Here is a 25319-nt window from a genome sequence, read left to right as displayed (position 1 = left end):
GCATTCTCCGCGAGATATAAAGCTTTCTTTATATTAGCCTTGACGCGCGGTTTCGTCTCGTCGATGCGACGCAGGTCAAGGTTCTCCGGTCGGTTCGCCGCGCCGGAGCTAAGACGGGAAGCCGGTGCGATGCCGGCGCTGCCCCCGCAACTGTAAGCGGCGAGCAGGTGGTCGCTCCGTGTCACTGGTCGCGCTCGCGCGGCCGGGAAGGCCAGACCATCCGCACCGACCCGCGAGCCAGGAGACCTGCCTCGACGCCATAACGTCCACCGGCGGGGTGCCCGGTCTGGCCGCTCGCATGCCGCGGCCGGGCCTCCCGTCCGCGCGCGCCGGTGTCTGGTCCGCGTGCCCCGTCCTTCATCGGGGTATATGAAGATGATCGACACCTACCGCCCGGCGACGCATGTCGCCGCGCTGCTGCTCGCCACCTGTTCCTCCGGCGCGCTGGCGCAGGACGGCGACCGCGTGCCGCCGCGCGACGACATCCTCGTCGTCGGCCGCGGCGGCGGCGCGCTCGACCGCCCGAGCGCGACCGGCAGCCGCCTCGGTCTGACACCACTCGAGCTTCCCGCCAGCGTCGCGACCGTGGACGGCGACGCGATCCGCGCGCGCGGCGACCTCACGGTGGTCGAGGCGGTGTCGCGCGCGCCCGGCATCACTGCCGCGGCGAATGCCGGGAACGGCAACACCGCGCTCGCCGCGCGCGGCTTCGTCGGCCAGGGTTCGGTGCTGCAACTGGTCGACGGCATCCGGCTCTTCCCGGTCGCCGGCACGATCACCTTCCCGACCGACCCCTGGACCGTCGAGCGGATCGAGGTGCTGACCGGGCCCGCCTCGGTGCTCTACGGCCAGGGCGCGCTCGGCGGCGCGGTCAACGTCGTCTCGCGCGCGCCGAGCGAGACCGCACGCTACGACGCGGAGTTGAGCTACGGGGCGCAGGACACATGGCATGTCGCGTCGGGGGCGGGCGGTCCGCTCGTCGAACAGCTCGGCTACCGCCTGGACGCGAGCTACCGTCGTTCGGACGGCTGGGTCGACCGCGGCGACAACCACAGCCTCGCGCTGTCGGGCGCGCTGCGCTTCGCGCCGAGCGAACGGCTCACCGTCACGCTGCGCGGCGACTATGGTGACGTCACACCGATGCGCTACTGGGGCACGCCGTTGATCGACGGCCGGTTCGACCCGCGCAACCGGCGCCGCAACTACAACGTCGCCGACGCCGACATCCGCTTCCGCGACGATCGCCAGACGCTCGTCGCCGAATGGAAAGTCAGCGACGCGGTGACGCTGACCAACGCCGCCTATCGGCTTGCCAGCAAGCGCAGCTGGTACGACCTCGAGAGCTACGCCTGGGCGCCGGCGGCCGGTCGGCCGAACGGCGTGATCGAGCGATCGGACAACCTCGGGATCGTCCAGGACATCGCCCAGTACGGCGACCAGGCGAGCGTGAAGCTGAGCGCGCCGCTGGGGGGAGGCTTGGCCAATGACCTGGTGCTCGGCGCCGAGGTCAACCGCGTGAACCTGCGCTACTCGAACAACTTCGCCGTCGCGGATCAGGCGGATGCGGTCGATCCCTTCGACTTTGCCCCTGGCACGCTGGAGGACCGCGCGGCGACGCTGCCGCGCTATCGCACCATCACGACCGAGTGGAGCATCTTCGGCGAGGACCGGCTGCGGCTATCGCGGCGGCTCTCGCTGGTCGGCGGCTTCCGCTACGAGGAGGATGGGGTGCGCCGCCGCAACATCCTCTACGACGCGGCCGGCGCTCCGGCGGGTGAGGCGAACGCCTTCTCGGGCGGCGCGCGCGAGAAGAGGTTTCGCGACGCGACCTGGCGCGTCGGCACCGTCTACCAGCCCGCGCCGAGCATCTCGCTCTACGCCCAATATGCCACGGGCGTGGATCCGGTCGGCACGCTGACCACCTTCACCACCAGCGCGACGCAGTTCGCCTTCACCAATGCCAAGGGCGACCAGATCGAGGCGGGCGCCAAGGCAGCGCTCCTCGGCGGACGCGTCAACGTGACACTCGCTGGCTATCGCATCGTCAAGAACGACCTGGTCGCACAGCGCGTCACCAACGGCCCGCTCGAACAGATCGGACGGCAGTCGTCGAAAGGGATCGAGGCGGCGCTGTTGCTCGCGCTCGCCGCGGGCTTCTCGATCGAGGCGAACGGGACGGCGCTCGACGCCCGCTTCGACGACCTTTTGACCGGCGACGCGGATCTCTCCGGCAACACGCCGCCCGACGTGCCCGAGCGTGCCGGCAACCTGTGGCTCACCTGGGAGAGCCGCCGCGGCGTGCGCGCCCAGGCGGGGTTGCGTCACGTCGGCGCGCGCTTCGTCGACTCGACCAACAGCGCGCGGGTGCCGGCCTACACCGTCGCCGACGGCGGCCTCTCGTTCGCGCTCACGCCGGCGCTCGCGGCGGACGTGCGCGTCTACAACCTCTTCGACACCCGCTACGTGACCTCCACCTACGGCGCGGCGCAGTGGCTGCTCGGCCGACCGCGCTCGCTCGACGTCGCGCTGCGCGCGCGGCTGTGAGATGACGCGCTCGTTCCTCCCACCGGCAGCCACGCGCTGGACCTACCTGATTTATCGCTGGCTTGGGTGAGTAGCAGGCGCACGGCGAACAGGGGGGTAAAATCAGGAACCCCCGCTTTTCTTCCCATACTTGGCCAGACAGACAGCGTCCTGGAAAGGCCAGAACCGTCGGACTGCCGAGATGAACGAATGACAGGAATCGGAACGGGGACCGGGTGACTGGAATGACCGGTATTGGGTGAATTGCACGACGGCGGAGAACGATGATTTCTTATCACCTTGAAAGCAGCGCAAAACGCCTCATGAACCAAGGCGTTATGCCGCATTGATTATCATCGGCCTTTCGACGCCTCTTCATCAAGCGTGATAGTACGACCCTCAACCTTCCAAATTCTTTTGTCCGGAGTGGTGACAAACACCGGAGAGTGCATGCTGAAGGAGGCAAACACGTGTACCTCGGTCGGTGTCGGGTCGAGAAGGTGGCTGACGATGAAGCCGACCGGTTTCGCACCAGCCGGTAGATGGGGTCGCGTCACGTTGAGGCAGCCAACGCTATACGGACGAGAAGCTGACACGGCGCCATCGGGGGCAACGATCACGCGGTAGTTGCCGCCCATGGGCCATGTGTCAGCCGTCTTCTGAGCCGAAAGCAAGTAGACCGCCACCGGGCCATTGTCGCGGGATGGCAAAACGACCGTGTTGAAGGGTGCACTCGTGCAAGGTTTGTAATTGCGCTCTCTAGCGCGCTCGACCGCGATCTCGCGCGCTCGGGCGAGACTCGCTTGAGCAGGGAGCAGCCGCACAGGGTGGGTGAGGAGCTCGCTGCGGACAACTTCACCGTCTCGGACATCTACCACGAATAAGACGTCGGCGGTCGCGGCTGCGCCTCGATAGTAGGTTACGCGCAGAACGCCAGCCTCGGCGATCTCGACGATATATCCTCCAAGACCCTTCAGGTGATCTTGCGGAACCTGCGCGGTGAGTGCGTCGCTATTGACCCAAGCGGCGCGGTCGAAAGCGTAGAGCAAGCTACCGACGCTGGAGGCTTGTGCGACGCGCTCGGTGACTTCGGCGCCATCGGCAGGGACGGGGGCAGCCTTTTGCGCTAGCGCCATCGCCGCTGCAGCCATTGCTACCATGGTGATCAAGCATCCTTCTCCTTACCGACACCTGCGCAGTCCATCAGCAGATCGACGCTTCGTTGGATCCAGCTAAGCGGCTCACTGAGCCATTGGCTGAGCCTACTCTGCGTTGCGCTAAATCTTTCTTGGGGGCACGGCCCCTTAAGGTTTGCAGCGCCGGGTTCGGTGAGCTGCGATAGGGCAATCGCATACCTTTGCCTTCCTCGCATCCTTTCCTTCTCAGATCGCTTTGTCTTGTCACCGGCCACGCCGCTGCGGCGAGGGGCCGTAGGATGAGGGTGTACCCAGATGCCTGACCATGCCGAACCCGTCTCCGTTAGCACTGAGGCTGGCAAGATCCTGGTCGATATCAATGCTCAGGGCGGAACCTGGGCGCTCACGCTCACGATGGGCGAAGCCCTCATGCTCGCGGATAAGCTGTGCGCCGCGGTGCGGGATGTCTCTCGAGAAGCGCGGGACGCAGAAGAACGGGACTCTCAACCGCGATGAGCGTGCTTCTGCTCGTCTGCCTGCTTGCAGGAGCAGCGGGAGGAGCCGCCCCCTTCGTTTGGCGCCACCGACCCCACGTGGCTATCTTTGCCGCCGCCGTGATCCCAATCGTGATCACCATCATCTGGTATGAGGCCATGGCGGCCGAGAACGACTGGGAGGGTCATGGAGCCTTGGCGCTCGCCATAGGCGCTTTGATATGGATGATCTTAGCCGTGATCGCCGGCCTGCTTTCGCGCTGGATTGCGAGAAGCTAACGGCTGAAGCTTTTCACCTCGTCCCTGGTGAGAAGTCCGTCCGAGTTCTTGTCCATTCCGCGAAAGGCAGGGGCGATCATACCCTCGCGCATCTTGGCTCGATCCGCCGGTTTGATCTTCCTCTGCGCCTCGTCATCGCCCGCGATCATCGCATCGATGCGGCGGTCAAACTCGGCCGTGAACTCCTTAAGGTCGAGCGCTCCGTCGTGGTTTGTGTCCGCAGCTGCGAGAAAGGCCGCATCAAGCTGAACGTCCATCTTGATCTCTCGGCCGGAGCGCGGCTCGGGAACGCCGGGTCCGGTTGCTCCGGCTTGCAGCGAGACGAGTAGCAGCACAGCGGTCAGCACGCTCACTCTCCTCGGCCTTAATCGGCCTATTCAAGGCACCATCTCAATTGGTCAGTGAACCTGCCATGAAGGACGTCAGGCGTGATTTGTGAAAGTGGTATCGCTGAGCCTTGCCGCGACGCCGATACCGCCGCAAAGTCAGCGACATGCTCGGCACGACGGTCCTGCTCGCTGCGCGTTCGATCCGGCGACATGCGCTCCGGTCCTTCCTGACTGTGCTCGGCATCGTCATCGGTGTCGCGGCGGTCGTGACGATGGTCACGCTCGGGGACGCGACCTCGGCCTCCGTGCAGAAGCAGATTGCCAATCTCGGCACGAACCTGCTGCACGTCCATCCAGGACAAGCGACCCGCCGCGGCGGAGGTGGGCCACCTCCAGCCAGCTTCGATCCCGACGACGTGGTCGCCATCGAGCGACAGGTCAGCGGCGTCACCGGCGTGGCACCGCAGGCGCAGGCCACCTCGGCGGTCTTCTACGAGGGCAACAACTGGTCGACGAGCATCTTCGGCATGGATGCGACGTACTTCGTCATCCAGCCCTGGCCGCTACAGGCGGGGCGGGTGTTCACGCCGGCGGAGGAGAGCGCGGGCAAGGCCGTGTGCGTGATCGGCAGCACGGTGAGCAGGAACCTGTTCAAAGAGCTGGATCCGATCGGCCGACGCTTCCGCGCGGGACCGGTCAGCTGCGAGGTCATCGGACTGTTCACCACCAAGGGGCAGGGGCAGTTCGGCGATCAGGACGATCTGGTGATCATGCCGATCAAGACCGTGGCGCGTCGCTTCCTCGGAACGAGGGACATCAAGGCGCTGCTCGTCGGTGTGGATCCGGCCTATGACACCGAGCAGGTCAAGGCGTCGCTTACCGGCCTGCTGCGCGAACGGCGACATGTGGGAGCTGGGGAAGACGACGACTTTCTCATCATCGACACGCGCCAGATCTCGGAGACCTTATCCGGCACAACCGCCGCCCTTACGCGCATCGTCGCTGCGGTCGCGGCAATCAGCCTCGTGGTGGGCGGCATCGGCATCATGAACGTTATGCTCGTCGCCGTCACCGAGCGCACGCGCGAAATCGGCATCCGGCTCGCGATCGGCGCCGTTGCCCGCGAGGTGCTGCTGCAATTCCTTGTCGAGGCGGTGACGCTCTCATGCCTCGGCGGGCTCGCCGGGCTGCTGCTCGCGCAGGTGGCTATCGCCGGGCTTTCCCGGCTCATGTCACTGGATTGGTCGTTCAACCCGGCAATCAACGCGCTCGCGTTCGGCTTCTCGGCCATCATCGGGATCGTCTTCGGCTTCGTGCCTGCTCGTCGGGCGGCGGGACTGGACCCGATCGATGCGCTCCGCCACGAGTAGCGCAGCGAAGCCGCGCCGAGTGTCACCCGCGCTAGGAGGTAAATGTGCCGAGCCTATATCATCTCCTCAGCGCGACCCTAGTTGTCAGCGCCGCGGCGAGTGTGAGCGCACGGGCTGAGCAGGTGGCAAGCGCACCAGCCACTACACCGCTCCCCAGGAACGAACACGAAGGCGTGTGGCAGGCGCCGAGCGGCGGCGAGCAAGTCCCCCTGTGGCCAGCCAACGTCAGCCTGGCCAAGCCTGACAGCGGTGACCGGCCGGAGGGACTGGGCAACGGCACTGGGCTGGTCGCCGGCAAGATGTGGCATTGGGCCAGCTATGTGACGCGACCGACGATGACCGTCTATCGGCCGAAAGGGAGCGGCACGCGGGCAGCCATGCTCGTCCTGCCGGGCGGCGGCTTCGAGGTCCTGGCGATGGACCTGGAGGGCACCGAGATCTGTGACTGGGTCGTGCGACAAGGCATGGTCTGCGCGGTTCTCAAATACCGCGTACCTCAGGTTTGGCCCCGCGAGAACGGCCGGCAGCAGCGACCCAAGGTGTTGCTCGGACTGGAAGATGCACAGCGCGCCATGGGGCGGCTTCGGCAGAATGCCCGGTCGTACGGGATTGATCCAAGCAAGGTGGGTGTGATCGGCTTCTCCGCTGGCGCGTACCTTGCTGCGAACATGAGCAACACCGAGGAGAGGACCTACCCCGTCGCTGACGCGGCGGACCGACAATCCCCACGTCCGGATTACGCCGTCGTCGCTTACACCGCGCGCATGCTCGACGACAGCAAGGGGAAGAACAGCCTCGAGCTACGCCCCTGGGTCACGATCAGCTCCAAGGCACCACCCACGCTGATCCTGCACGCCATGAACGATCCGATGGATAAGGTAAGGCAGCCGCTCGCTTATGCGTTGGCGCTCAGCGACGCAGGCGTCTTGGTCGACATGCGGATCTACGCCAAGGGCGGCCACGCTTTCGGTATGAGACCGACCGCCGACCCGATCTCAAGAGAGTGGCCTGAACAAGTCAAGCAGTGGCTACACAATCTCGGAGTCCTCTAGAACACCGCTATACGTACGGCGGCGGCATGGGGCGCCCGCTGTTCTCACCCAGGTAATTTTCATGGTTCTTCGTAGGCCATTGTGCCGAGTGACGCACTAGATGAACGAACGGCCAGAATCAAGCGGCGCTTTCTAGGGCGTGAGTGTCCGCTATTTGGGTCTCTCGTAACGAGAGGCCGTAAGCGCGAGCAAGGCCGGCTTCTCACAGATTTCGTGGGCACTCGGTGCATACAACTGCTCCATGCCCGCCGCGTCATCTGAAGCGCCCTTCTCCCTTGCAAGCGAAGATGGGTCTGCCACAATGCCGGGCGACAGAGAGGGACGGGGGTCCGAATAAGGGTACGTGCTGCGTTGCTGCTTGCGGCGTCGATGATCGTTGCGGGTCCCACCTGGGCGCAGACAGAGCAGGTCCGCCGCGGCCCCGTCCCAACCTGGGCCACGCCGTCCACGCTCCTGCCGCTGCCAGCTACCACAACCGGCCCAGTGTTCTTTCGGCGACAGGACGTCGAAGTGCACCTCAGTGAGAAGCGGCAAGCTCAGTACCTCGGCTATCGCATCAAACTCCTCGACCCTGCGGCCTTGCAGCTCGGTAATATCTCGATCGCTTGGAACGCCGGCGCGGGAGCTCCAATCGCTCACGGGATCAAGGTTTTCCGCGACGGTCAGGTTGTCGACGTGCTGAAGGACGCCACGTTCGAGATCCTCCGGCGCGAAGATCAGCTGGAGGCGGCGAAGCTGGATGGGACGCTTACGGCGGTACTCAGAGTGCCCGACCTTCGGGTCGGCGACGAGCTGGAGGTCGACATGACCGTCTTCTCCATCGATATGGCGGCGGCACAGCGTGACAACGGCCGCATTGCCGCCTTCGACAACAGCATGGGCTGGATTTCCTACGATCCTGCCGGGAAGAAGACGTCAATTGGCAACGGCGAGACCGTGCCGACGACGTACGACTTCGATTGGATTGGACCTGATGTTCCATGCCGAGCCGCTGACACTCGTTAGATGTACGATAATCTTAGAAAACGACGAGGTTCAGAACCCGATATTCAGCACGCCTGTAGCGATGCGACCGGCACATAGCCGCACCCAACCGCTCGAAAGCGAACATGCGGCTCTTCTCCCAAACGAGCCCAAGCCGAGCGCTCTGCGGAAAGCCCGGACGACTCGGGTACCGGGATGAACGAGCGGCCGGAGTTGAGAGGCGAGCAAAAGCCGTCGAGTGTCCGGTTCTGGGTCTTCGGTACGAGAGGGCAGAGGGCCGCAAGCGCCCACTGGCGAGCATGGCCTCAATCCGCCATGTGGTAACGATATGGTAGCGACTTCGACCTTCGCAGTGCGCGAGTAAAGGCGGAGTACGCTGCCCGGAAAGACGCTGTGGAACAGGTTCTAGTGCCGCTTGAGGACGGTCCGCCCGTCTATTGAAGGTCCGCTTTCCCTGCCAAAACCCGACCAGACCAAGACTTTGCGGCGCGTTAGGCCTGTCGGCCACAGAGATGAATGAACGTCCGAAGTTGGGAGACGGGCAGGGCGTCGGGGGTGACCGATTGTGGGGCCTCGTCACTAGGGAACGCTGATCCATGCCTTCGGATGGTGCAAGGAGGCGTGATCCCGCGCGTTGGCCAAAGCCGTGGCCTCGCGCGCTGAGGTGAGGCCTGTGGCGTCAGGACACGCCGCCACTCGGAACGCTCCGAGCGCACCTTCTCGATAGCAGCTTAAGTCCCGCTGCGGCGACGTATGCGCGGCGACCGCGATGTCTCCACGGGGCCGGCCGTCGCCACTGGACGACCGCGGAGAGCTCCTGGAAGTCTCCTAGTTGCCGCGCCGTGTGCACATCGCCGTCGCAGACCGTTAGCGTCGCTTCGTAGAGTGACCTGCTCTCGTATACTTGCTATGTCTAATCGATTGTAAGCAAAACCTCATCGATTACAGCCCGCATGTTCTCGGCGGCTCCTGCGGCGTCATGCGCCATAATGGAGTGGTATACAGCGGCATGCTCCTCGATACGAGCGGTGTGCCCAGCGATCCTGTTAGTTAACCGACTTGAGACGCGCAGGGCGGTCGCCACGACGTCGCGGAACTGAATGAAAAACGGGTTTTCGGTCGCGCGAAGTACCGCCACGTGGAAGGCCAGATCGGCGTCGAGTGGATCGTCCTCGTCGTGCTCGGCTGCTCGCATCCGCTCTAGCCCTTGCCGGATCGCCTGGCGCTGCTGCGGGTCGGCGCGTCGCGCCGCGAGCGCTGCGGCCTGGGGCTCGACGCCAGCCCGCAGCTCGTTGAAGCGCCGCAGGAGCGCGATCGATGGCGGGCGCTCGAGGATCCACCTCAGAACGTCGGTGTCGAATAGATTCCAACTTTCCTGCGGCATCAAAAAGGTGCCTAGCTTCGGGCGGGTCCCGAGGAGCCCCTTAGCTGCGAGCATCTTCAACGCCTCGCGCGTGACAGAGCGGCTGACGCCGTGGCGCGTCGCCAGCTCCTTTTCAACCGGAAAGGGGCGGTCTTCATATTCGCCGGCTACGATCGCGCGTCCTAGCAGGTCCAGCAGTCCGAACGTCAGGTTGCGCCCGAGGTCCGGCCTACCCACCGGAAGCCTGTTCGAGCCCGCGCTGACGAAGGTCGCATCAGCGGACATGGCGTGGCGTCGCTCGAACGGAGGAAGATCGTGGTCGGCGCGTCACATCACGCCTCGCCGAGGCACGCGGCTCGTCGGACAGGTGGTATGCACCCGCACGGCGGCTCGCGCATGCGGGCAGCCGTCTACGGGCGCCGCCCCGGCAGTCACACGAACGGGTCGGCCCCACCGGGCACGTCCCAATTGTAGCGTCTGGTCACCGACGGCGAGGTGAAGCGCCACTCCTCCGGCGTGGGGGAGAGCGATCCGGCAATTGGATGGCCCGCTGGCGTGCCGACGGCGATGGCGAAGGCCGCGCGCACGGCATTTCTGGCCTCGTCGGTCATGGCGTCGGGTGCCGGCGCGATGAACAGGGTCGTCCCGCTGCGTGCCACGACGTCCAGCCATTGCGAGGTGAGCCGCCAGGGGATGATGCGGGTGACCGCTACGATGTCGGGATCCGCGTGGAAGAAGGTGCGATGCTGTGGGATGCGGTAGGCCAGCGCGTTGACGCCGAACCGCCGCGTCCGCTCCCACTCGCGGCCGCTGGTATCGTCCGAGATACGCTGCGTTTCGAAGATGCCCGCGGCGAGGTGACCGAAAGTGTTGCAGCCCAGGATGGTGCAGCTCGACCCCGCCGCCGAGCGGATCGCTCGGTACAGGTCGAGCACGATCTCCGCCGTGGTGCGCGTCGCGTCGGCGAAGCGCCAGCCGCGCCGTCCGGGTTGCGCCCCCATGTCGCGTCCCCACTGTCCAAAGATCTCGAAGGTGGTGAAGTCGTGCTTGATGAACTCGAAGCCTTGCGCGCGCGCGTCGCGGACAGAGCGCAGGATGGCGTCCATTCCGTCGGACACGGATGGGTCATAGGCCGCGATCTCCGCCGTCGCTGCGTCCCCGAAGCGTTTGGGCGATAACCGCGTCGCGCGGACCTGCTCCTCGGCGCGGAGCGGACGGATCCAGATACCAGGCCGCGCGCCGCTCTGTCTCATCTGCGCGGCGAGCTCGCCGAGGTCGGGGAAGCGGGTCTTGTCCTGCCAGCCGTCATCGATGACGACGAACGGTCGGTGGCCCGGCGGGGATAGCTCCACCATCAGCCTGGCGTCGCGAAGGATTCCCGCCGCGGTGTTGCGGCCGTAGGCGTAGTTCCAGTCGTTGCTGCCGACGATCGGCCCGGCCGGCAGCAGCGGCTTCTGGCACATCCGCGTGCAGAAGGTACGAAGGCGGTCGTAGCTGTCTGCCCCGCCGCTCCACTGCGACGAGAGCACCCGGCATAGTGCGAGGCGACGGCCGGCGAGGTTCGCGGGCTCGCCGCCGTTCCGCAGGTCGATCCAGAGCGACAGACCATCGGGGTCGCACTGCCAGAAGCAGAAAGCGTTGGGCTGGGTCTCGACGCCGAAGGCGGCGACGTTCTCGCCCTGTTGCAGCATGAAATACCAGGGAAGCGCTCGCTCGGGAGCAAGGCCACGCCAGCCGAGCTCGCCGTAGGCGCGCTCCCACGTGTCCGCGAGCACATGGGCGTCCGGTGCGATCTGCCGGCGCCAGCGCAATCGCAGGAAGGTGACGTCGGCACGGCCGCTCTCCAGCGCGACGGTCAGGCCGTGCCCGTTGGCCTGCCGGTCACCTTCGACGCTGAGCTTCAGCCCGCGCGTGCTCCAGGCCGTGCCCTGCCGGGTGAGCGCGGTGATCGTGCCGTCCGCGGTGCGAGCCGCGACCGCATCGGGGGCGGCAAGGGCGTCAAGTGCGGCGCCCCCACGGATTGCCGCATCGGCGGCGCTCGCGAGGAGCAGCGAGGAGAGGCCGAGCGCACCTGCCTGCGTGACCAGATCCCGACGGTTCATCAGCATTCTTCGTGTTCTCCGTTGAGGCGGAAAAGACGCGGTCGTGCAAGGTCGCGCACGACCGCCCTCATCGACGAAGCTCCGCTCAGAACTTGACGCGCGCGCCGAAATTGTAGCGCGCGCCGGTCTCCTGCAGCAGCAGGAACCGCTCCTCGATCGCGGACCATTCGTGGATCCGCTGGTTCGTCACATTGACGCCCTGGACGTAGATCTGAACGTTGGGCGTGATGTCGTAGCCCACGTTGAAGTCCAGCTGCCCGTAGCTCGAGCGATTGCGCGGACGGCTCTGATCGGAGCGGCACGAGCGAAGATAGTCCGAGCGCCAGTTGTACGAGCCGCGCGCAGAGAGGCCATATTTCTCGTAGAAAATGCTGCCGTTGGCCGAGTGCGGCGAGAGGCCGTTGTAGCCGCAGTCATAGTCGGCCAGCGAGGCGTCACGCTCAGCCTTGCTCTCGACATAGGTGTAGTTGCCGGCCACGCCGAACCCGGACAGCACGCTAGGCAGCCAGTCGAACGTATATTGCCCGCCGACCTCGACACCGCGGATGTAGCCACTCTGACCATTTCGCGTACGGGTGTCCTGGTAGGTCCGGCCGAACCGCTGTACCGGCACCGTCTGCAGTTCGAGGAAGTTGCTCAGGTCCTTGTAGAAGCCGCCGACGCTGACATAGCTGATCGAGTTGAGATAATATTCGATCGACAGGTCATAGTTGGTCGACTTGAACGGCTCGAGCGTCGGGTTGCCGCCACTCGATAGCGGGACGGAGATGCGGCCGCCGAACGAATTATCGACGCCCAGATCGGTCAGCGTCGGCCGAGTCACCGTCTGGGAGAAGGCAGCGCGCGCGATCAGCTTCTCGGTGGCGTTGAACTTGACGTTCGCTGACGGCAGTGCGTTGACGTAGCTGTTGCGCACCGAGATGGGCGTGGATGGCCCATAGGTGTAGATCAGCGTGTCGTCACCGCGAGCGTTCGAGACGTCGACCACTGGCTGGCTGAATCCACGAGAGATCGTCTGCGTCCGCACCACACGGATGCCCGCGTTCGCGCTCCAGTTCTCGCCGCCGAACGACATTGCGATATAGCCGGCGAGCAGTCGCTCGTTCACGTTGGCGTTGCTGCCGGGGTTCTCGCGCAGGCCGAAGGGGCCGCCGGGCAGCGCCAGCAGACGTGCGGCCTCTGCAGCCTGCTCCGCCGCGGTGCGCCCCTGACGCGGCAAGGCAAGCGTCCTCGGATCGGAGAGGAAGGCGATGATTGCGTTGGGATCGTAGGTGAAGAACTGCTGCGGCGCGCTCTCACTGCCGGACACGCCGGGCAGGAAGTTGTCGAGCTTGTAGGCCGACAGCAGCGACGGATCGATCGGGATCTCATAGCCGGTGTAGGCGCTGTTCCCGTCGCGGTTGCTGAAAGAGCGGCGATCCTTCGTCCGGTCCGAATAAGCCAAACCGATCCGGACCGAGCGCAGGATGCTGTCATGGATCTTGTAGTCGGTGTCGAGGTGGAACTCGGAACTGGTGTCGCGGACTCGGTCCGCATCGACTCCGGTATAGTGGGCGCGCATCAGCGACGGATCGGTGATGTTGCCGAAGTTCGACGCGATCGGCAGGTCGCCGTCCTTGTTGAGGTCGAAGCGCGGGCTGGTCTGCGCGAGCGAGCCGACCACGACGAACTGGTTGGGCGCGCGCTGCGTCGCCTGGGTGGTCGAGGCGTCGAGGCGCACCTCGACGTCCTCGGCAGGGTTCCACTTCAGGTTGCCGCCGATCTGGTAGGTCTGCGTCTGGCGGACGTTCTTGCTGACGATGTTGTCGTTCTGCGACAGTGACACCAGACCGTTAAGGGCAGGGTTGGCGGCGAGAAACTGCTGGCCCGGCCGGTTGAAGCCGATCGCCGAAGCGGTGTCGTCGAGCTCCAGTCCGATATACGGGCTCGAGTAGAAGTTGGCGAAGGTGTTGGTGTCCGCGAAGACGTCGAACTTTGAGTAGATGCCATCGACGGTGAGCAGCAGCTGGTCAGTGACCTGGGCCTGCACTGCACCCGCCACATTGATGCGACGCCGACGATCGAGTTCACGCCGGTAGTTGACGCTCTGCGGCACGTTCACGGTCGTCCCGGTGCTGGTGATCGCGCCCGGTGGAAGGCCCGCGGAGTCGCCGGTGCCATTCACGACATTCTGCGGGCCGTAGAGCCATCCGCCGACATCGACGAAGTCGAGCTGGCTGCGCCGATCGGTGTACGAGCCCGACAGCACAATACCCAGCGTCTTTGCCTCGTTGGTCAGCGATGTCACCGCGGAGAAATCGGGGCTAAGCTTCTCGCGCAACGTGTCGTAGATGCCGCCCGCGGATGCGGCGAGGTGGAAGCCGCTGCGGCCGTCGAGCGGGCGCGCGGTGATGATGTTGACCGTCGCGCCAATGCCGCCTTCCTGCAGCTCAGGCACGCTCGACTTGAAGACGTCGGTACGCTGGATCATGTTCGACGACAGCACGTCGAACGAGAACTCGCGGCCCGGATTGTCGGTCGCCATCACACGGCCGTTGACCAGCACCGTGTTGAACTCGGGCCCGAGCCCGCGGACGGTGATGAACTGACCCTCGCCGCCCGAGCGATCGATCGCGACGCCCGTGATGCGTTGGAGCGACTCCGCGATGTTGGCATCGGGGAACTTGCCAACGTCTTCGGCCGAGATGGAGTCGACGATCTGCTGCGCGTCGCGCTTGATCCTGGCGGACGAGGCGAGGCTGCTGCGGATACCCGTCACGACGATGTCGTCGGTGGTGTCGCTCACGCCTGGACCGACCTGGGCGGCGGCGGGAGTCGGCTCCCGTACGGTGCCGTCGGGACTTGTCTGCGGCGCGCCTGCGGCAGGGTGGGCGGCGTCCTGTGCGGCGGCAGGACTCGCAAGCAACGCGGCGCCGACCAAAAGCGTGAACTTCATCTTTGAAGCCATGACAACCCCTCCCAGGTGTAGTTGTACAGGTGACTGAATCAGCGGACGCCCGACCTGTTGGCCGTGACGCTGCTCAACGGAATGCAGGGGGAAGGCCGACAAAGATTGACCTCGTCGATCAGCAAGTCGAGAAGCACGCTGACACGGTGCCGTCCGTTTACAGGCGATTCCCCCAAGCTACAAAAGATTGACCGCGCGGCTGCTTGCCACCCGTGCTCAAAAACTCACTAGGTGGGTTTAATCAGATAGGAAAAGTTTCGCCAATACCTTTTTACGCTATTTCGCTTTATTTCGTTCGAGAACGTTCCCTTCGCTTTTTGTGGGAGCACCGGGCGGTCGCCACTCGGATCCGTCGATCGATCGCGTTGGACGTACGACTCACCCAAGCTGGCTGAACGAGTGTCCACCTGTCGGAAGCCAGAAGTGACATCGAGATGGCGGCAAATGGGTCGCGCTGCCACCTTGGCGCGAACGCGAACCTCGTTGCTAACTGACTCGCATCGCGTGCGGCAGAGCGTGGCGCGAGTACACGTTAGAATGCGTGCCGCGAAGCGGCTGGCTAGGCCGGCGGATAAGCGGCCACCAGCGCGTCATATTGCTGGCGATCAATCGCGATCATCGAGCCGTGCCGAAGCCCGGCGGGCATGGTGTAGCGATCCCATGCGGGGACCCCGGAGTTACCGGAGACCTGATACCAAGGACCCGCGAGCCGCGGCGCCTTGGAGAGGCCATAGCTCGTGCCGGCATATTGCTCGTAATACAGCAGCCAGTCATGCCCGTCCGGGGAACGGATCAGCGTGGGCACCTCGCGGAAATTGGGACTGAGCGGTGGACCGGGCGGCGCGTAGCGCCCGGTGAGCGTGGGAGCGCAGCTGATCCGCACCGTCTTGCCCGTCGTCCAGTCATAGGACGGATAGCGTTCGTCCTTGAACACGGCGCAGTAGCCCGGCCCGCCGTCGTTCGGCACGACGAAGGCGTCGATCGTCGCCATCTCCCAGCCGAACAGTCGCCGGGGCGCCTCGCTGAACCGCCGCAGGTCCGGCGAGCGTACGTAGAGCGTCCGCTGGCTGCCCCAGTAGCGCTCGGGATCGTCGGGCGTGCCGGGCACGGTCGGCGTGTGCCAGGTGAGCAGGAAATCGCGCGAGGGCGCGTCATAGAACAGTTTCGGCGCGCCGATCCGCGGCAGCGCATGCGCCATACCAGCGATCCCTTCGAGACGGGGGCGGTAGGTGCCGAACGGCGTCCAGCGCACCAGATCGTCCGAAACCCAGAAGCGGATCAGCGGGTCATCATCGCTCTGGTTGCCGACGAGATAGTAGCGCCCGTCACCGCCCCGCGCGATCGAGGCGTGACCGTGATAGTCGCTCGATACCGGCGCGCCGCGATTGAGTTGTTGCCAGTGCAGTCCGTCCAAGCTGACGGAATAATGGAGCACGCCGTAGCGCTCTCTGGTCATGTGCGCGAACAGATAGGCACGATCGGGCGCCACATAGGGCGTCTCGGGCGCGCCGGGAGGGACCGGCCTCGATTGCGCGCACGCCGGCGCGACCGTGACGGCGATCGCCGACAAGGTAAGGTGCAGGAGCGCGAGCGGGCGCCGCGATCGTACCATAGCGTCTCTCCCGGCGCAGGCCGCTGCCGCTCGCCGAGAGCCACGGCGACGCGGTGCGGCGCACGTTACCTCAGAAGCGGAATCGCACCCCCAGCGAATAGGCTCGTTCGATGTAGAGCACCTGCCGCGTGAAGCTGTCACCCGTGTCGAACTGGCGATAGCGCTGCAGCGGGTTGCCGAGCAGATTGACGATGTCGAATGCCAGCGTGACGTTGGGCAGCGGGGTCACCGACATCGACAGATCGAGTTGGCCGCGCCCTTTCTCGATCACGGCATGCGCGGTCGGATCGAGCGCTTCCAGGCTGTAGAACTGCACGAACTTGGAGCGGTAATTATACGCCAGCCGGGCGGAGAATTGCGGTCGCTCGTACAGCGCCACGACATTGTACGCCCACTTGGAAACGCCGGGGAACGCCTGCTGTTCGTTGTTCAGCGTCGCCGCGAAATTGGGCTGGAGATCGCCCTTCGCGTCGATGAAGGTGCCGTTCGCCTGGACACCGAAGGCTTTTGCCCAGTCGGGTAGCCCATCGATGTCGAGGAAACTGGTGAATTGCACCTCGGCGCCTTGCAGGCGCGTCTTGCCGAGGTTGACGGGACGCGCGATCCGGAGCCCGGGCGCCGACCGATCGTCCACCGTCGCCAGGAAGCCCTCTGCATCATGGCGGAAGATCGCGGCGGTGAACGAGCCGGTGCGCGAGAAGTAATACTCCAAACTCGCGTCATAGTTGTTAGACGTGAGCGGCTTCAGGTCCGGATTGCCCGCCGATCCGCCGCGACGAAGCCGCTCGACGCACACCTCGGTCGCCGGATCGGTCAGGCACGGGTCGCCCGGGGCCAGCACCACCGGCTGCCCCAGCGAGGTGTTCGGGCGCAGATCGAAGAAGTTGGGGCGGGTTCGCGTCTGGGTGTAGGCCAGGCGCAGCTGCAACTTGTCCGTGAAGGCGAAGCGACCGCTCACGTTGGGCAGATAGTCGGTATATTCGGTCGCCGCGGCGATCGGCGGGAAGGTGACCGCACCCCCGACATCCTCGACACGCGAGAAGCCGCTGATCCGCGTCTTGGTCTTGATCGCGCGCAGGCCGACCAGGCCGTCCACGATCATGCTCCCGAGATCGAACCCGTATTTGAGCTGTCCGTAGGCCGCGTACGACTTCTCGTTCGCGCGGAAGTTGTCGGGCGGGTTGAAGGGGGGCGTGCCGGCGGGCACGCCGTAGAAGCTGCGAAGCTCGACCAGATTGTCGCGGATGCTGTCGCGCGTGAGCGCGGCATAGGCCTTGTTGCGCTGCACGTCGTTGTAGGTGAAGCCCGGCAGGCTCGTCCGCACGTCGGCGCCGGGAAGGGCGGTCAGCGGGATCCCGGCCGGCTCGTTGTTGACGTACAGGTTGCCGAAGTCGCGCGCGGCGTCGCGATCGGCGTAGCGCACGCCGACCTGCAGCCGCTTCAAGAAGCCGAGGTCAAGGTCGTAGGACAGGTCGGTGCGCGCCTGCCAGTCCTTGCCGCTCACCACGGTGAGCTCCTGGTAGAGGCCGCGGCTGATGAAACTGGCCGGATCAGTGATGTCGAAATCGACGAAGGTTTGCGTCGGTCCACCGTCGCGCGAGGCCTCGAACGCGACGGTGCGGACCGGCGAGCGGGTGGCGGCATAGTCGACGTTCACGAGGTTGGCGGTATAGGTGCTGTCGGTGTAGGCGACGTCCGCCGAGATCTGCAGGCGATCCTTCTTCCAGGTCGCACCGATGCCGCCCTGATAGGTGTCGGTCTTGCCGTTGAAGGAGCCGGTATAGCCCTCGGGTCGCACGGCGCCGCTGACCGTCGCCGTCGCGACCTTGTCGGTGCCGGAGATCGTCGTCACATCGGACAGCCTCACGCCATCACCGAAGATCGGGACGAACATCCACCGGTTATAATCTTTCGAGCGGAAACCCTGGTACAGGCCGTCGGCGTAGATCTCGAGCTCGGGCGTGGGCCGCCACTGGAAGGCGGCGTTGACGGAGGGACGGTAGCGATTGCCGTAGCCGAGGAAATTGCCCTGCGCGTCGGGGTAGCGCAGGCCGGCCTGCGCGCCCGGTGCGTTGGTGCCGTCGGTCGTTGCGATCACCAGCGACTGCTCACGCGTCGAATCGAGGAAGTTGACGCCGACGTACGAGGCATTCAGCAGCAGCCCCATCTCGCCGATGCCGGTGTCCCACCGATCGCTGATCAGCAGATTGCCGTTCGGCACGATCTTTTCGGACTGCTGCGACAGCACCCCGTTGAGCGAGCCGGAGAGTTCGAAGCCGTCGAAATCGAAGGGGCCTCGACCCCTCACGTTGATCGCGCCGGCGATGCCGCCCTCCACTTGATCCGCCAGGCCGGACTTGTAGACCTCCAGCGCGGCGACGGTGCCGGCGGGGAAATCTTGGATCTGTACGTATCGCCCCTCGGCGGTGAAGATCTGGCGCCCGTTGTAGGTCGTGGTCAGGTCGGGCAGGCCGCGCACTGTCACGCCGGCCGACTCGCCCCCGCCGCGTGTCACCGCGACGCCAGCGACGCGCTGCAGCGCCGACGAGGCGAAGGTATCGGGGAGCTTGCCGATATCCTGCGCGACGATCGCGTCCACAATCCCGTCTGACGTGCGCTTGATGGCCTGAGCAGATTCAAGGCTGCGCCTCAGGCCCGAGACGACGATGTCATCGGCGGTCGCGCCCTCGTCGGGTTGCGCCGGGTCGGTCAGCTGTGTCTGATCCGGATCGGACGTGCCGGCCTCGGTCGCACTCGCGCCAGCCACAGGCGATCGCAGGTCTTGCGCGTACGCGATTGGTGCGCCGATCAGCAACGCTGTCAACGACACACCGGCCCGTAGAACCGTCCCCATCATCACCCTCCCCAGGATCTGTCGTCCAGGCGCTCTTCGACGCCTCGTGAAGGCTGTGTCACGCGACCGACGCAAAAATGCAACGGCAATTATGTCGCATTTGTCATACTTTGGCGATCAAGATCGTGCTCGTGGAGTCCGGTGAGGGCCCGACCGCGACTAGGCAACGCGGTACCACATGGTTGCGGCTCGTCGGTCAAGGGTGCACGATCGCTAGATGGTCAGTCTCTATGTCATCGCTCTGGTCTCGCAAGCTGACGTGATAGGCCCGCGTCACGTGGAACCCGGCGCTTGGGACGTCGTATCGAAGGTCGTCGACATTACCGTGCCGGGCGTTCCCGGATTTCTGGTCCGCATGGCGCGCGGCAAGAGCAAAGCGGAACACAAACGAGTCTCGCAAGGGCAGGGCGTCGACGCGCTGCTGGCACCCGATCCCGAGGCACGATGCCGCATCGAGAGCCAAAGTGTCGCCGACGGGCGCTACGCGCAGACGCTGGCCTGCCCACAGAAGAAGAGCACGCCATTGCATATCGTGCGATCCGGCAGCTATGACGCGTCAGGCTTTGCCGGTCAGGCGATCGTCACCGGCACAACGCCGAAGGGAGCATTGCGAATTACACTCGATCAACGGGCGAGCAGGATAGGCGCGTAAGTACTGCGCAGCGCGGCGCATGACCAAACGGCATGCTGATGCCGCTTGAAGTCGCTGACGGGCCGATTCTGTCTACCGAAGCGACCACGCTGAACCACGTGCTGGATTCAGCAGCGCGCGAACCAGACAGCAGCCCAGAGCGGCCAAGAGACTTTGAGGTCTAGATTGACGATTGGCGAGAGTTGGGAGGCGCGCAGCGTGACGGGAGTGACTGCTTCTGGGTCCAGCCACCTACTTGGTTGGACCATTGACGACCCTGATGGTTGCCTCAGCCGGGTCTACCGGATCCATGATGAAGGCACCGGCATCTCGGTTGGCGATCAGCCACGCGACGTGCGCAGCGGAGATGCGTTGGCCTGGCACCAGACGCGGGACGCCTGGTGGCGCCGGCGCGATCATCTCCGCCGCAATGTGCCCCTCTGCATCCTCGTAGCGGACCATCTCCGCCGGACCGGCGAGCGCTTCCGAGCCGGAGATTGCCATGTCGACCGACAAAGTTGCCACGCTTGGACCACCCGGCGAGCGCGGAAGAAGCGTGGGATCTGCCGAGAACCGAGCAACGAGATCCGCTAACCCCCGCTCGAGCCCGCGGATGTCGCTGCGCGTCGTGCCGAGCGAAATGACAGCCAGGATGTGACGCTCGTCAGAGAGCCCCATGCTGATGCGATGCTCTGCAAACAGCCAGTCGTCGATGGCGTAACCCGAGACCCCCAACCCGGAAATGTCAATAAGGACCTTGGTTTCATCGATCTCGGCACCGGCTGGTATATCATCGCGACCTAGGACTCGCAGCGGTGCGATGCGGCCGATCCTCTCCCGCGCGCTACGCGCCAATTTGAGCACATCGTTCCACATCTGCTCGCCACGCAACGCGTGGTCGCGCCTCGTTGCGTCTAGGGATGCAAGGATAGGAACCGAGGGGCTGGTCGTCTCGAACAGCTCGTACGCCATACATAGCCGCTGGCGGTCGAGGACGTTCCCTTTCGCCACGATGATCGAGCCCTGCGCCAGCGCCCCCATCGTCTTATGCGCGCTGTACACGGCAGCATCGGCGCCCTTCGTGAGCGGATCGCCAGGTAGTGCCTCGCAAAAAGGATATGCGCCACCCCAGGCGGCATCGACGATCAGCGGGATGCCATGGTCATGGCAGATGTCGGCGAGCGCCGCGATGTCGCTCGTCACGCCGTAATAGGTCGGACTGACCACGATGGCCGCCTTCGCGGCCGGATAGCGCGCCAACGAGGCTCGCAGCGCCTCTGGCGCTACGCCGTGCTCGATGTCCCATGCCTCGTCGACCTGTACGGGCACGATCCCGACATCAAGCCCGGCCGCCAGAGCGAACGTGCGCTCCGCCTTGTGAGCATTCGCCGCAATAAGGATCGTCTCACCCGGACCAGCAACCGCCGCCATGACGGTGTGAAGACTCTGCGTCGATCCACCCGTGACAAAGCGGCAGAAATCGGCATTCCACGCCTCAGCAGCGAGTTCATGCGCACGCTGCAGCGCATGTGCTCCTTCAGTCCGATCATCCAGCCCCTTGGGTGTGAGCACGTCAGCACGGAAGAGGCGTTGGCCGAGCAAGCTGCGCAGCCTTGAAGGCATCGCAGCGCCTTGACTGTGTCCCGGAGCGCCGAACCCGATCGGCGCTTCGTGTTCGATTGCTGCCAACGCCTCGACGAGCGGCGCGCTCTTCTGGTCCATGTCGATGCCTTGCTTAAGTGGCAGGCCAAACGCGCGGATCACAATAACTTAGCCGTCAGACCGAAGATATTTATGTAGGTGGTCGGTGGGCAGGCGAGCCATGCCGCCGTTTGGCCGGATAGGCGATCAGCGCGTGGCCGCTTGATCGTCATCAATGTCGTAGGTTCGATAATCCGTTAAGCCTATTGAAGGGAACTCGATGGTCTGACGTGACGAAAAGGCCATCAGCAGCAGAGATGAACGTCGCCATCTGCGTGCCAGCGCGCAACGAGCCGGACAGGTTGCCGCAGTTCTTCTCATCGCTGGAGCGCCTCGACCAACGCAGTCTCGCGCCGGTCCTATGCCTTCACCTCGACAGCTGCGACGACGATCGCGCATGATGGCGCTGTCAAAGCTACTGCACCTGCAGTGCTCGCCGAGGTAGAGGAGGGGCCATGCCCCGCCCGCGCAAGCCAGCCAGTCCATTCCGCTACTTCAACTCGTCACCCGAGGTGATCCTGCTGGCGGTGCTGATTTACGTGCGCTTTCCGCTGTCGCTGCGGAACGTGTAGGACCTGCTGTTCGAGCGTGGGATCGACATCTGCCTCGAGACGGTGAGGCTGTGGTGGAACAGGTTCGGTCCGCTGTTCGCCGGTGAGGTGCGGCGCCAGCGGATGAGTCGCATGCGCGGCTTTCGCCACTGGCGCTGGCACCTGGACCAAATGTACGTGAAGCTGAATGGTGAGATGGTCTACCCGTGGGAACCTGCCAATAGCTCTTGCGGCAAAGTGCGCGGAGAGCCCCGCCTTCTTGGACGCTGAGATGAACGAACGTCGGGAGTTGATCCGCCGGCAGGTGACTCTGAGTGACCGCTTCTGGGTCCTGAAGGAGTTAAGAGCAAGCCGGCGACGCCTCCTACAGAATCTGAAGATCTCCTCAAGCTGTCCCGAGCGATCCTAAAGCCCGATGCTCGCCAGACCAGGTAAGACGCTAACCTACGGATATGATGCAGAGCAAGGGCGTTGTCGGCTCCGAACCCCAGGTGCGGATCGCGCCGGTCATCCGACCACGGGGCTTCTCAGGAAGAAGCGAGAGGCGGCATGGCGAGAACCATAGTGGTGACGGGCGGCAGCGCGGGCATCGGCTTGGCGATCGCCGAGCGGTTCGCGCGCGATGGCTGGCAAGTCGCGATCGTAGCTCGGCAAGAGGCACGACTGCAGCAGGCCAGCGCGATGCTGGCGGCTGCTGGCGCCCCCAAGGTGCTGGCGATCAGCGCCGACGTCGCGGACGTGACGGCGATCGACGCAGCCGCTGCGCGCGTTGAGGCCGAGCTCGGAGCCATTGCCGCCTGGGTCAACAACGCGATGTCGACCGTCGTCGCGCCGGCGGATCGCATCACCGCCGCGGAATACGAGCGTGTCACCGCCACGACGTACCTAAGCCAGGTGTACGGCACGCTGGCGGCGCTCCGCTACATGAAGCCGCGTGGGAAAGGCGCAATCGTGCAGATCTCGTCGGGCTTGGCGGAGCGACCGGCGCCGCTCCAAGCAGCCTATTGCGCCGCCAAGGCAGCGGTGACGGGATTTACCGACTCGCTGCGTGCCGAGCTGATCGCCGACAAGAGCGCGATCTCGCTGTCGGTCATCTACCTGCCGGCGGTGAACACACCGCAGCCGACCTGGGCACGCAATTGCAGCGGGCGCGAACAGGTCCTGCCCGATCCGTTGTTCGACCCGCGGCTCTGCGCGGAGGCGGCGCTCGAAGCAGTGAGGCGGCCGCAGCGCGAGTTCTGGGTCGGCCGGTCGACCGCGATGATGGCGCTCGTGCAGTCACTCGCGCCGGCGTTCGCGGACCGCCAAGCGGCCAAGCAAATCGATGCCATGAGCGGCGCACCCGCGCCAGATCGGGAGGGCAACCTCGACAGGCCATACGAGGGTCCTGCCGCTATTGATGGGCCGTCGACTGATCGGGCGCAAGCCGGCCAGCTTCAGACCTTCTCTAGCCGGCAGCGTGACCTGCTCAAGCTTGGCGCGGCGGGTGGGTTGCTTGGCATCGGCGCCGCAGCCGCCTTTGGTCTGGCACGTATTCCGCCGCGCCTGCGTTCATGAGCGGGCTGCTCGACGAAATCCGCGGCACGCTCACAGCACCGGCACCTGGCGGCGTTCGGCTGGACGGCTATCTGGCGCTCGAAGACTATGGCGCCCTCGGCGATGGTCGTTCGGTCGCACTGTCGGGCGCGGACGGCTCGATCGACTGGTGGTGCGTGCCCAATCTCGACTCGCCGCCGCTGTTCGATCGCCTGCTCGATCCCGAGGAGGGCGGCCGCTTCGTCGTGACGCCGACCGACAGCTTCACGGTCGAGCGGCGCTATCTTCCCGACAGCAACGTGCTCGAGACCGTCTTCACCACGGCAACGGGAAGCGCCAAGCTGACCGAATCGATGAACAGCGGTACCGCCGGCCGTCTTCCCTGGGCCGAGCTGGGGCGGCGGATCGATGGATTAACCGGATCGGTGAGCTTCCGGATGGAGATGCGCCCTGGCCGCCGAGCCGACGGTGCCAGTCCGTATCACTCGACGATCGGCAAGCACGCCGTCTTCCATGTTGGAAACGTGCTCGGGCTGCTGCTGCACAGCGACGGGATCGTTGTCAGCCGCACTGACGAGGCGGTCACGGCCGAGTTCGCGGTGGCCAGCGGCCAGCGCAGGATCGTGGCGATCGTCGCAGGCGAGGATGAGCCGCTGGTGGTGCCGACGATCGATCGGATCGACGAGCGCATCGACACGTCCGACGCCGAGTGGCGGGCCTGGTCCGAGCGGGTCGAGCATGGCGGGCCGCGCCGCGCCGCGTTCATCCGCAGCGTTCTCGCGCTCAAGCTCCTGCTGTTCTCGCCCTCGGGTGCGATCGCCGCGGCCGCCACGACATCGCTGCCGGAGGGTATCGGCGGTCACAAGAACTACGACTATCGCTACGCCTGGATTCGCGACGCGGGCTATACCATCAAGGCGTTCCTCGCGGCGGGCGCGCAGGCCGAGGCCAAGGCGGCGTTCAGCTGGCTGCTCAAGCGACTGGCCGAGCATGGCGCACGCGTCTGCTACACGCTCGACGGCGCCGTCGTGCCGGGGCTGCGCGAGATCGAGGTGCCGGGCTACCGCCGCTCCACGCCCGTACAGGTCGGCAACGCCGCGACCGATCAGCACCAGCACGGCATCTATGGCGACATCTTCGAGACCGCGGCGCGCTTCGTCGCCTGCGGCAACATCCTCGATGCGTCCAGCGCCGAGCTGCTGTCGCACCTCGCCGACCAGTGCGCCGACGCGTGGCGCAAGAAGGACGCCGGCATCTGGGAGCTGCAGGAGCCGCAACATTACACCATGTCGAAGGTCAGTTGCTGGCAGGCGCTCGCGCGCGCGGTCGAGCTGGCGGACGAGGGGCAGCTACCCACCACCTGCCGCGAGCGCTGGTCACGCGAACGCGACCGGATCGCGCGCTGGATCGAGGAGCATTGCTGGTCTGAGGCGAAGCAGGCCTTCGTCTTCTATCCGGACAGCGACAGGCTCGACGCCTCGCTCGCGCTCATGGTGCGCTTCGGCTTCGACGGTCGTGAACGGCTGGAGAAGACCCTCGACGCGATCGACGCCGAGCTCGGCGCCGGCCCCTATCACTACCGCTACAGCGACGTCGCCGCCGAGGAAGGCTGCTTCCTCGCCTGCACCTTCTGGATGGTGGAGGCGCGCGCCTTGCTCGGACAGCGCGGCCGCGCCGAACAGTCTTTAGCGGCCATCACGCGCGCACTCGACCGCGGCGTCGGCGTGATGAGCGAGATGGCCGATCCGCGCTCCGGCGCGTTCCTCGGCAACCTGCCACAAGGCCTGTCGCACCTCGCGCACGTCATGGCGCTCGATGTGCTCGCCGCCGAGGGCGACTGCTGACGCCCATCCGC

Annotated in this window: 17 protein-coding genes and 1 riboswitch; of the genes, 9 read left to right on the top strand and 8 right to left on the bottom strand. The window is 65.3% G+C overall.

The genetic code is table 11. From position 1 onward, the window contains the following. Nucleotides 1-61 precede the first annotated feature (61 nt). Nucleotides 62-269: riboswitch (cobalamin riboswitch) on the top strand. 100 nt (nucleotides 270-369) lie between these two features. Continuing rightward, complete coding sequence (locus FHY03_RS01725; protein ID WP_183928359.1) at nucleotides 370-2544, top strand: TonB-dependent siderophore receptor; 2175 nt, start codon at nucleotides 370-372, stop codon at nucleotides 2542-2544. A gap of 332 nt (nucleotides 2545-2876) precedes the next feature. Here FHY03_RS01725 and FHY03_RS01720 read toward each other — a convergent pair whose 3' ends face one another. Further along, complete coding sequence (locus tag FHY03_RS01720) at nucleotides 2877-3692, bottom strand: hypothetical protein (protein WP_183928357.1); 816 nt, start codon at nucleotides 3690-3692, stop codon at nucleotides 2877-2879. Nucleotides 3693-3974: 282 nt separating this feature from the next. On the opposite strand from FHY03_RS01720, the gene FHY03_RS01715 reads away from it, so the two are divergent. Both FHY03_RS01715 and FHY03_RS01710 read left to right on the top strand, forming a co-directional pair. Then, nucleotides 3975-4175: a hypothetical protein gene (locus FHY03_RS01715; protein ID WP_183928355.1), complete on the top strand. Its 201-nt coding sequence runs from the start codon at nucleotides 3975-3977 to the stop codon at nucleotides 4173-4175. Between the two features lie 77 nt (nucleotides 4176-4252). Further along, nucleotides 4253-4432 carry a hypothetical protein gene (locus tag FHY03_RS01710; protein WP_183928353.1) on the top strand — a complete coding sequence of 60 codons (180 nt, stop codon included), beginning with the start codon at nucleotides 4253-4255 and terminating at the stop codon, nucleotides 4430-4432. On the opposite strand, the gene FHY03_RS01705 is transcribed toward FHY03_RS01710, so the two are convergent. Then, nucleotides 4429-4779 carry an EF-hand domain-containing protein gene (locus FHY03_RS01705; RefSeq protein ID WP_183928351.1) on the bottom strand — a complete coding sequence of 117 codons (351 nt, stop codon included), beginning with the start codon at nucleotides 4777-4779 and terminating at the stop codon, nucleotides 4429-4431. The genes FHY03_RS01710 and FHY03_RS01705 overlap by 4 nt on opposite strands. Before the next feature lie 146 nt (nucleotides 4780-4925). On the opposite strand from FHY03_RS01705, the gene FHY03_RS01700 reads away from it, so the two are divergent. The 3 genes from FHY03_RS01700 (at nucleotide 4926) to FHY03_RS01690 (ending at nucleotide 8188) form a co-directional block, all read left to right on the top strand. Then, nucleotides 4926-6131, top strand: coding sequence for an ABC transporter permease (locus FHY03_RS01700; protein WP_183928349.1), 1206 nt, complete (start codon nucleotides 4926-4928; stop codon nucleotides 6129-6131). 173 nt (nucleotides 6132-6304) lie between these two features. Continuing rightward, on the top strand, nucleotides 6305-7183 hold the full coding sequence (locus tag FHY03_RS01695) for an alpha/beta hydrolase (protein ID WP_311721279.1): 879 nt from the start codon (nucleotides 6305-6307) through the stop codon (nucleotides 7181-7183). Nucleotides 7184-7534: 351 nt separating this feature from the next. Then, the gene (locus tag FHY03_RS01690) at nucleotides 7535-8188 is read left to right on the top strand and encodes a DUF3857 domain-containing protein (RefSeq protein WP_260158610.1); all 654 of its coding nucleotides are present in this window, start codon (nucleotides 7535-7537) and stop codon (nucleotides 8186-8188) included. A gap of 892 nt (nucleotides 8189-9080) precedes the next feature. Here the strand turns inward: FHY03_RS01690 and FHY03_RS01685 are convergent. From FHY03_RS01685 to FHY03_RS01665, 5 genes are all read right to left on the bottom strand, one after another. Beyond that, complete coding sequence (locus FHY03_RS01685; RefSeq protein WP_183928347.1) at nucleotides 9081-9815, bottom strand: FadR/GntR family transcriptional regulator; 735 nt, start codon at nucleotides 9813-9815, stop codon at nucleotides 9081-9083. A 146-nt stretch (nucleotides 9816-9961) separates the two neighbouring features. Continuing rightward, nucleotides 9962-11632: a hypothetical protein gene (locus tag FHY03_RS01680; protein ID WP_183928345.1), complete on the bottom strand. Its 1671-nt coding sequence runs from the start codon at nucleotides 11630-11632 to the stop codon at nucleotides 9962-9964. Between the two features lie 85 nt (nucleotides 11633-11717). Then, nucleotides 11718-14567, bottom strand: a complete 2850-nt coding sequence (locus FHY03_RS01675) for a TonB-dependent receptor (RefSeq protein ID WP_183928343.1) — start codon at nucleotides 14565-14567, stop codon at nucleotides 11718-11720. 571 nt (nucleotides 14568-15138) lie between these two features. Continuing rightward, on the bottom strand, nucleotides 15139-16191 hold the full coding sequence (locus FHY03_RS01670) for a glycosyl hydrolase family 43 (protein WP_183928341.1): 1053 nt from the start codon (nucleotides 16189-16191) through the stop codon (nucleotides 15139-15141). 70 nt (nucleotides 16192-16261) lie between these two features. Next, entirely contained in the window at nucleotides 16262-19045 is a 2784-nt protein-coding gene (locus tag FHY03_RS01665) for a TonB-dependent receptor (protein WP_260158609.1), read from the bottom strand. A 217-nt stretch (nucleotides 19046-19262) separates the two neighbouring features. Between FHY03_RS01665 and FHY03_RS01660 the strand changes: the two genes are divergently transcribed. Next, complete coding sequence (locus FHY03_RS01660; protein WP_183928337.1) at nucleotides 19263-19697, top strand: DUF3617 family protein; 435 nt, start codon at nucleotides 19263-19265, stop codon at nucleotides 19695-19697. A 231-nt stretch (nucleotides 19698-19928) separates the two neighbouring features. On the opposite strand, the gene FHY03_RS01655 is transcribed toward FHY03_RS01660, so the two are convergent. Continuing rightward, complete coding sequence (locus tag FHY03_RS01655; RefSeq protein WP_183928336.1) at nucleotides 19929-21398, bottom strand: aminotransferase class I/II-fold pyridoxal phosphate-dependent enzyme; 1470 nt, start codon at nucleotides 21396-21398, stop codon at nucleotides 19929-19931. Between the two features lie 1079 nt (nucleotides 21399-22477). Between FHY03_RS01655 and FHY03_RS01645 the strand changes: the two genes are divergently transcribed. Together FHY03_RS01645 and FHY03_RS01640 are read left to right on the top strand one after the other, a co-directional pair. Then, entirely contained in the window at nucleotides 22478-23485 is a 1008-nt protein-coding gene (locus FHY03_RS01645) for an SDR family oxidoreductase (protein WP_183928334.1), read from the top strand. Next, nucleotides 23482-25308, top strand: a complete 1827-nt coding sequence (locus tag FHY03_RS01640) for a glycoside hydrolase family 15 protein (protein ID WP_183928332.1) — start codon at nucleotides 23482-23484, stop codon at nucleotides 25306-25308. The genes FHY03_RS01645 and FHY03_RS01640 overlap by 4 nt, the downstream gene beginning before the upstream one ends. Nucleotides 25309-25319: the final 11 nt, after the last annotated feature.

The organism is Sphingomonas sp. BK345 (genome assembly GCF_014193845.1).
Lineage (GTDB): Bacteria > Pseudomonadota > Alphaproteobacteria > Sphingomonadales > Sphingomonadaceae > Sphingomonas.
This window is presented reverse-complemented; position numbering and strand designations above follow the sequence as displayed.

What these genes read in the sequence shown, in the direction of transcription:
- FHY03_RS01715 (WP_183928355.1), top strand. Translation starts at nt 3,975, where the DNA reads ATGCCTGACCATGCCGAACCCGTCTCCGTTAGCACTGAGGCTGGCAAG.
- FHY03_RS01655 (WP_183928336.1), bottom strand. Translation starts at nt 21,398, where the DNA reads ATGGACCAGAAGAGCGCGCCGCTCGTCGAGGCGTTGGCAGCAATCGAA.
- FHY03_RS01680 (WP_183928345.1), bottom strand. Translation starts at nt 11,632, where the DNA reads ATGAACCGTCGGGATCTGGTCACGCAGGCAGGTGCGCTCGGCCTCTCC.
- FHY03_RS01700 (WP_183928349.1), top strand. Translation starts at nt 4,926, where the DNA reads ATGCTCGGCACGACGGTCCTGCTCGCTGCGCGTTCGATCCGGCGACAT.
- FHY03_RS01660 (WP_183928337.1), top strand. Translation starts at nt 19,263, where the DNA reads ATGGTCAGTCTCTATGTCATCGCTCTGGTCTCGCAAGCTGACGTGATA.
- FHY03_RS01665 (WP_260158609.1), bottom strand. Translation starts at nt 19,045, where the DNA reads ATGGGGACGGTTCTACGGGCCGGTGTGTCGTTGACAGCGTTGCTGATC.
- FHY03_RS01675 (WP_183928343.1), bottom strand. Translation starts at nt 14,567, where the DNA reads ATGAAGTTCACGCTTTTGGTCGGCGCCGCGTTGCTTGCGAGTCCTGCC.
- FHY03_RS01645 (WP_183928334.1), top strand. Translation starts at nt 22,478, where the DNA reads ATGGCGAGAACCATAGTGGTGACGGGCGGCAGCGCGGGCATCGGCTTG.
- FHY03_RS01670 (WP_183928341.1), bottom strand. Translation starts at nt 16,191, where the DNA reads ATGGTACGATCGCGGCGCCCGCTCGCGCTCCTGCACCTTACCTTGTCG.
- FHY03_RS01685 (WP_183928347.1), bottom strand. Translation starts at nt 9,815, where the DNA reads ATGTCCGCTGATGCGACCTTCGTCAGCGCGGGCTCGAACAGGCTTCCG.
- FHY03_RS01640 (WP_183928332.1), top strand. Translation starts at nt 23,482, where the DNA reads ATGAGCGGGCTGCTCGACGAAATCCGCGGCACGCTCACAGCACCGGCA.
- FHY03_RS01725 (WP_183928359.1), top strand. Translation starts at nt 370, where the DNA reads ATGAAGATGATCGACACCTACCGCCCGGCGACGCATGTCGCCGCGCTG.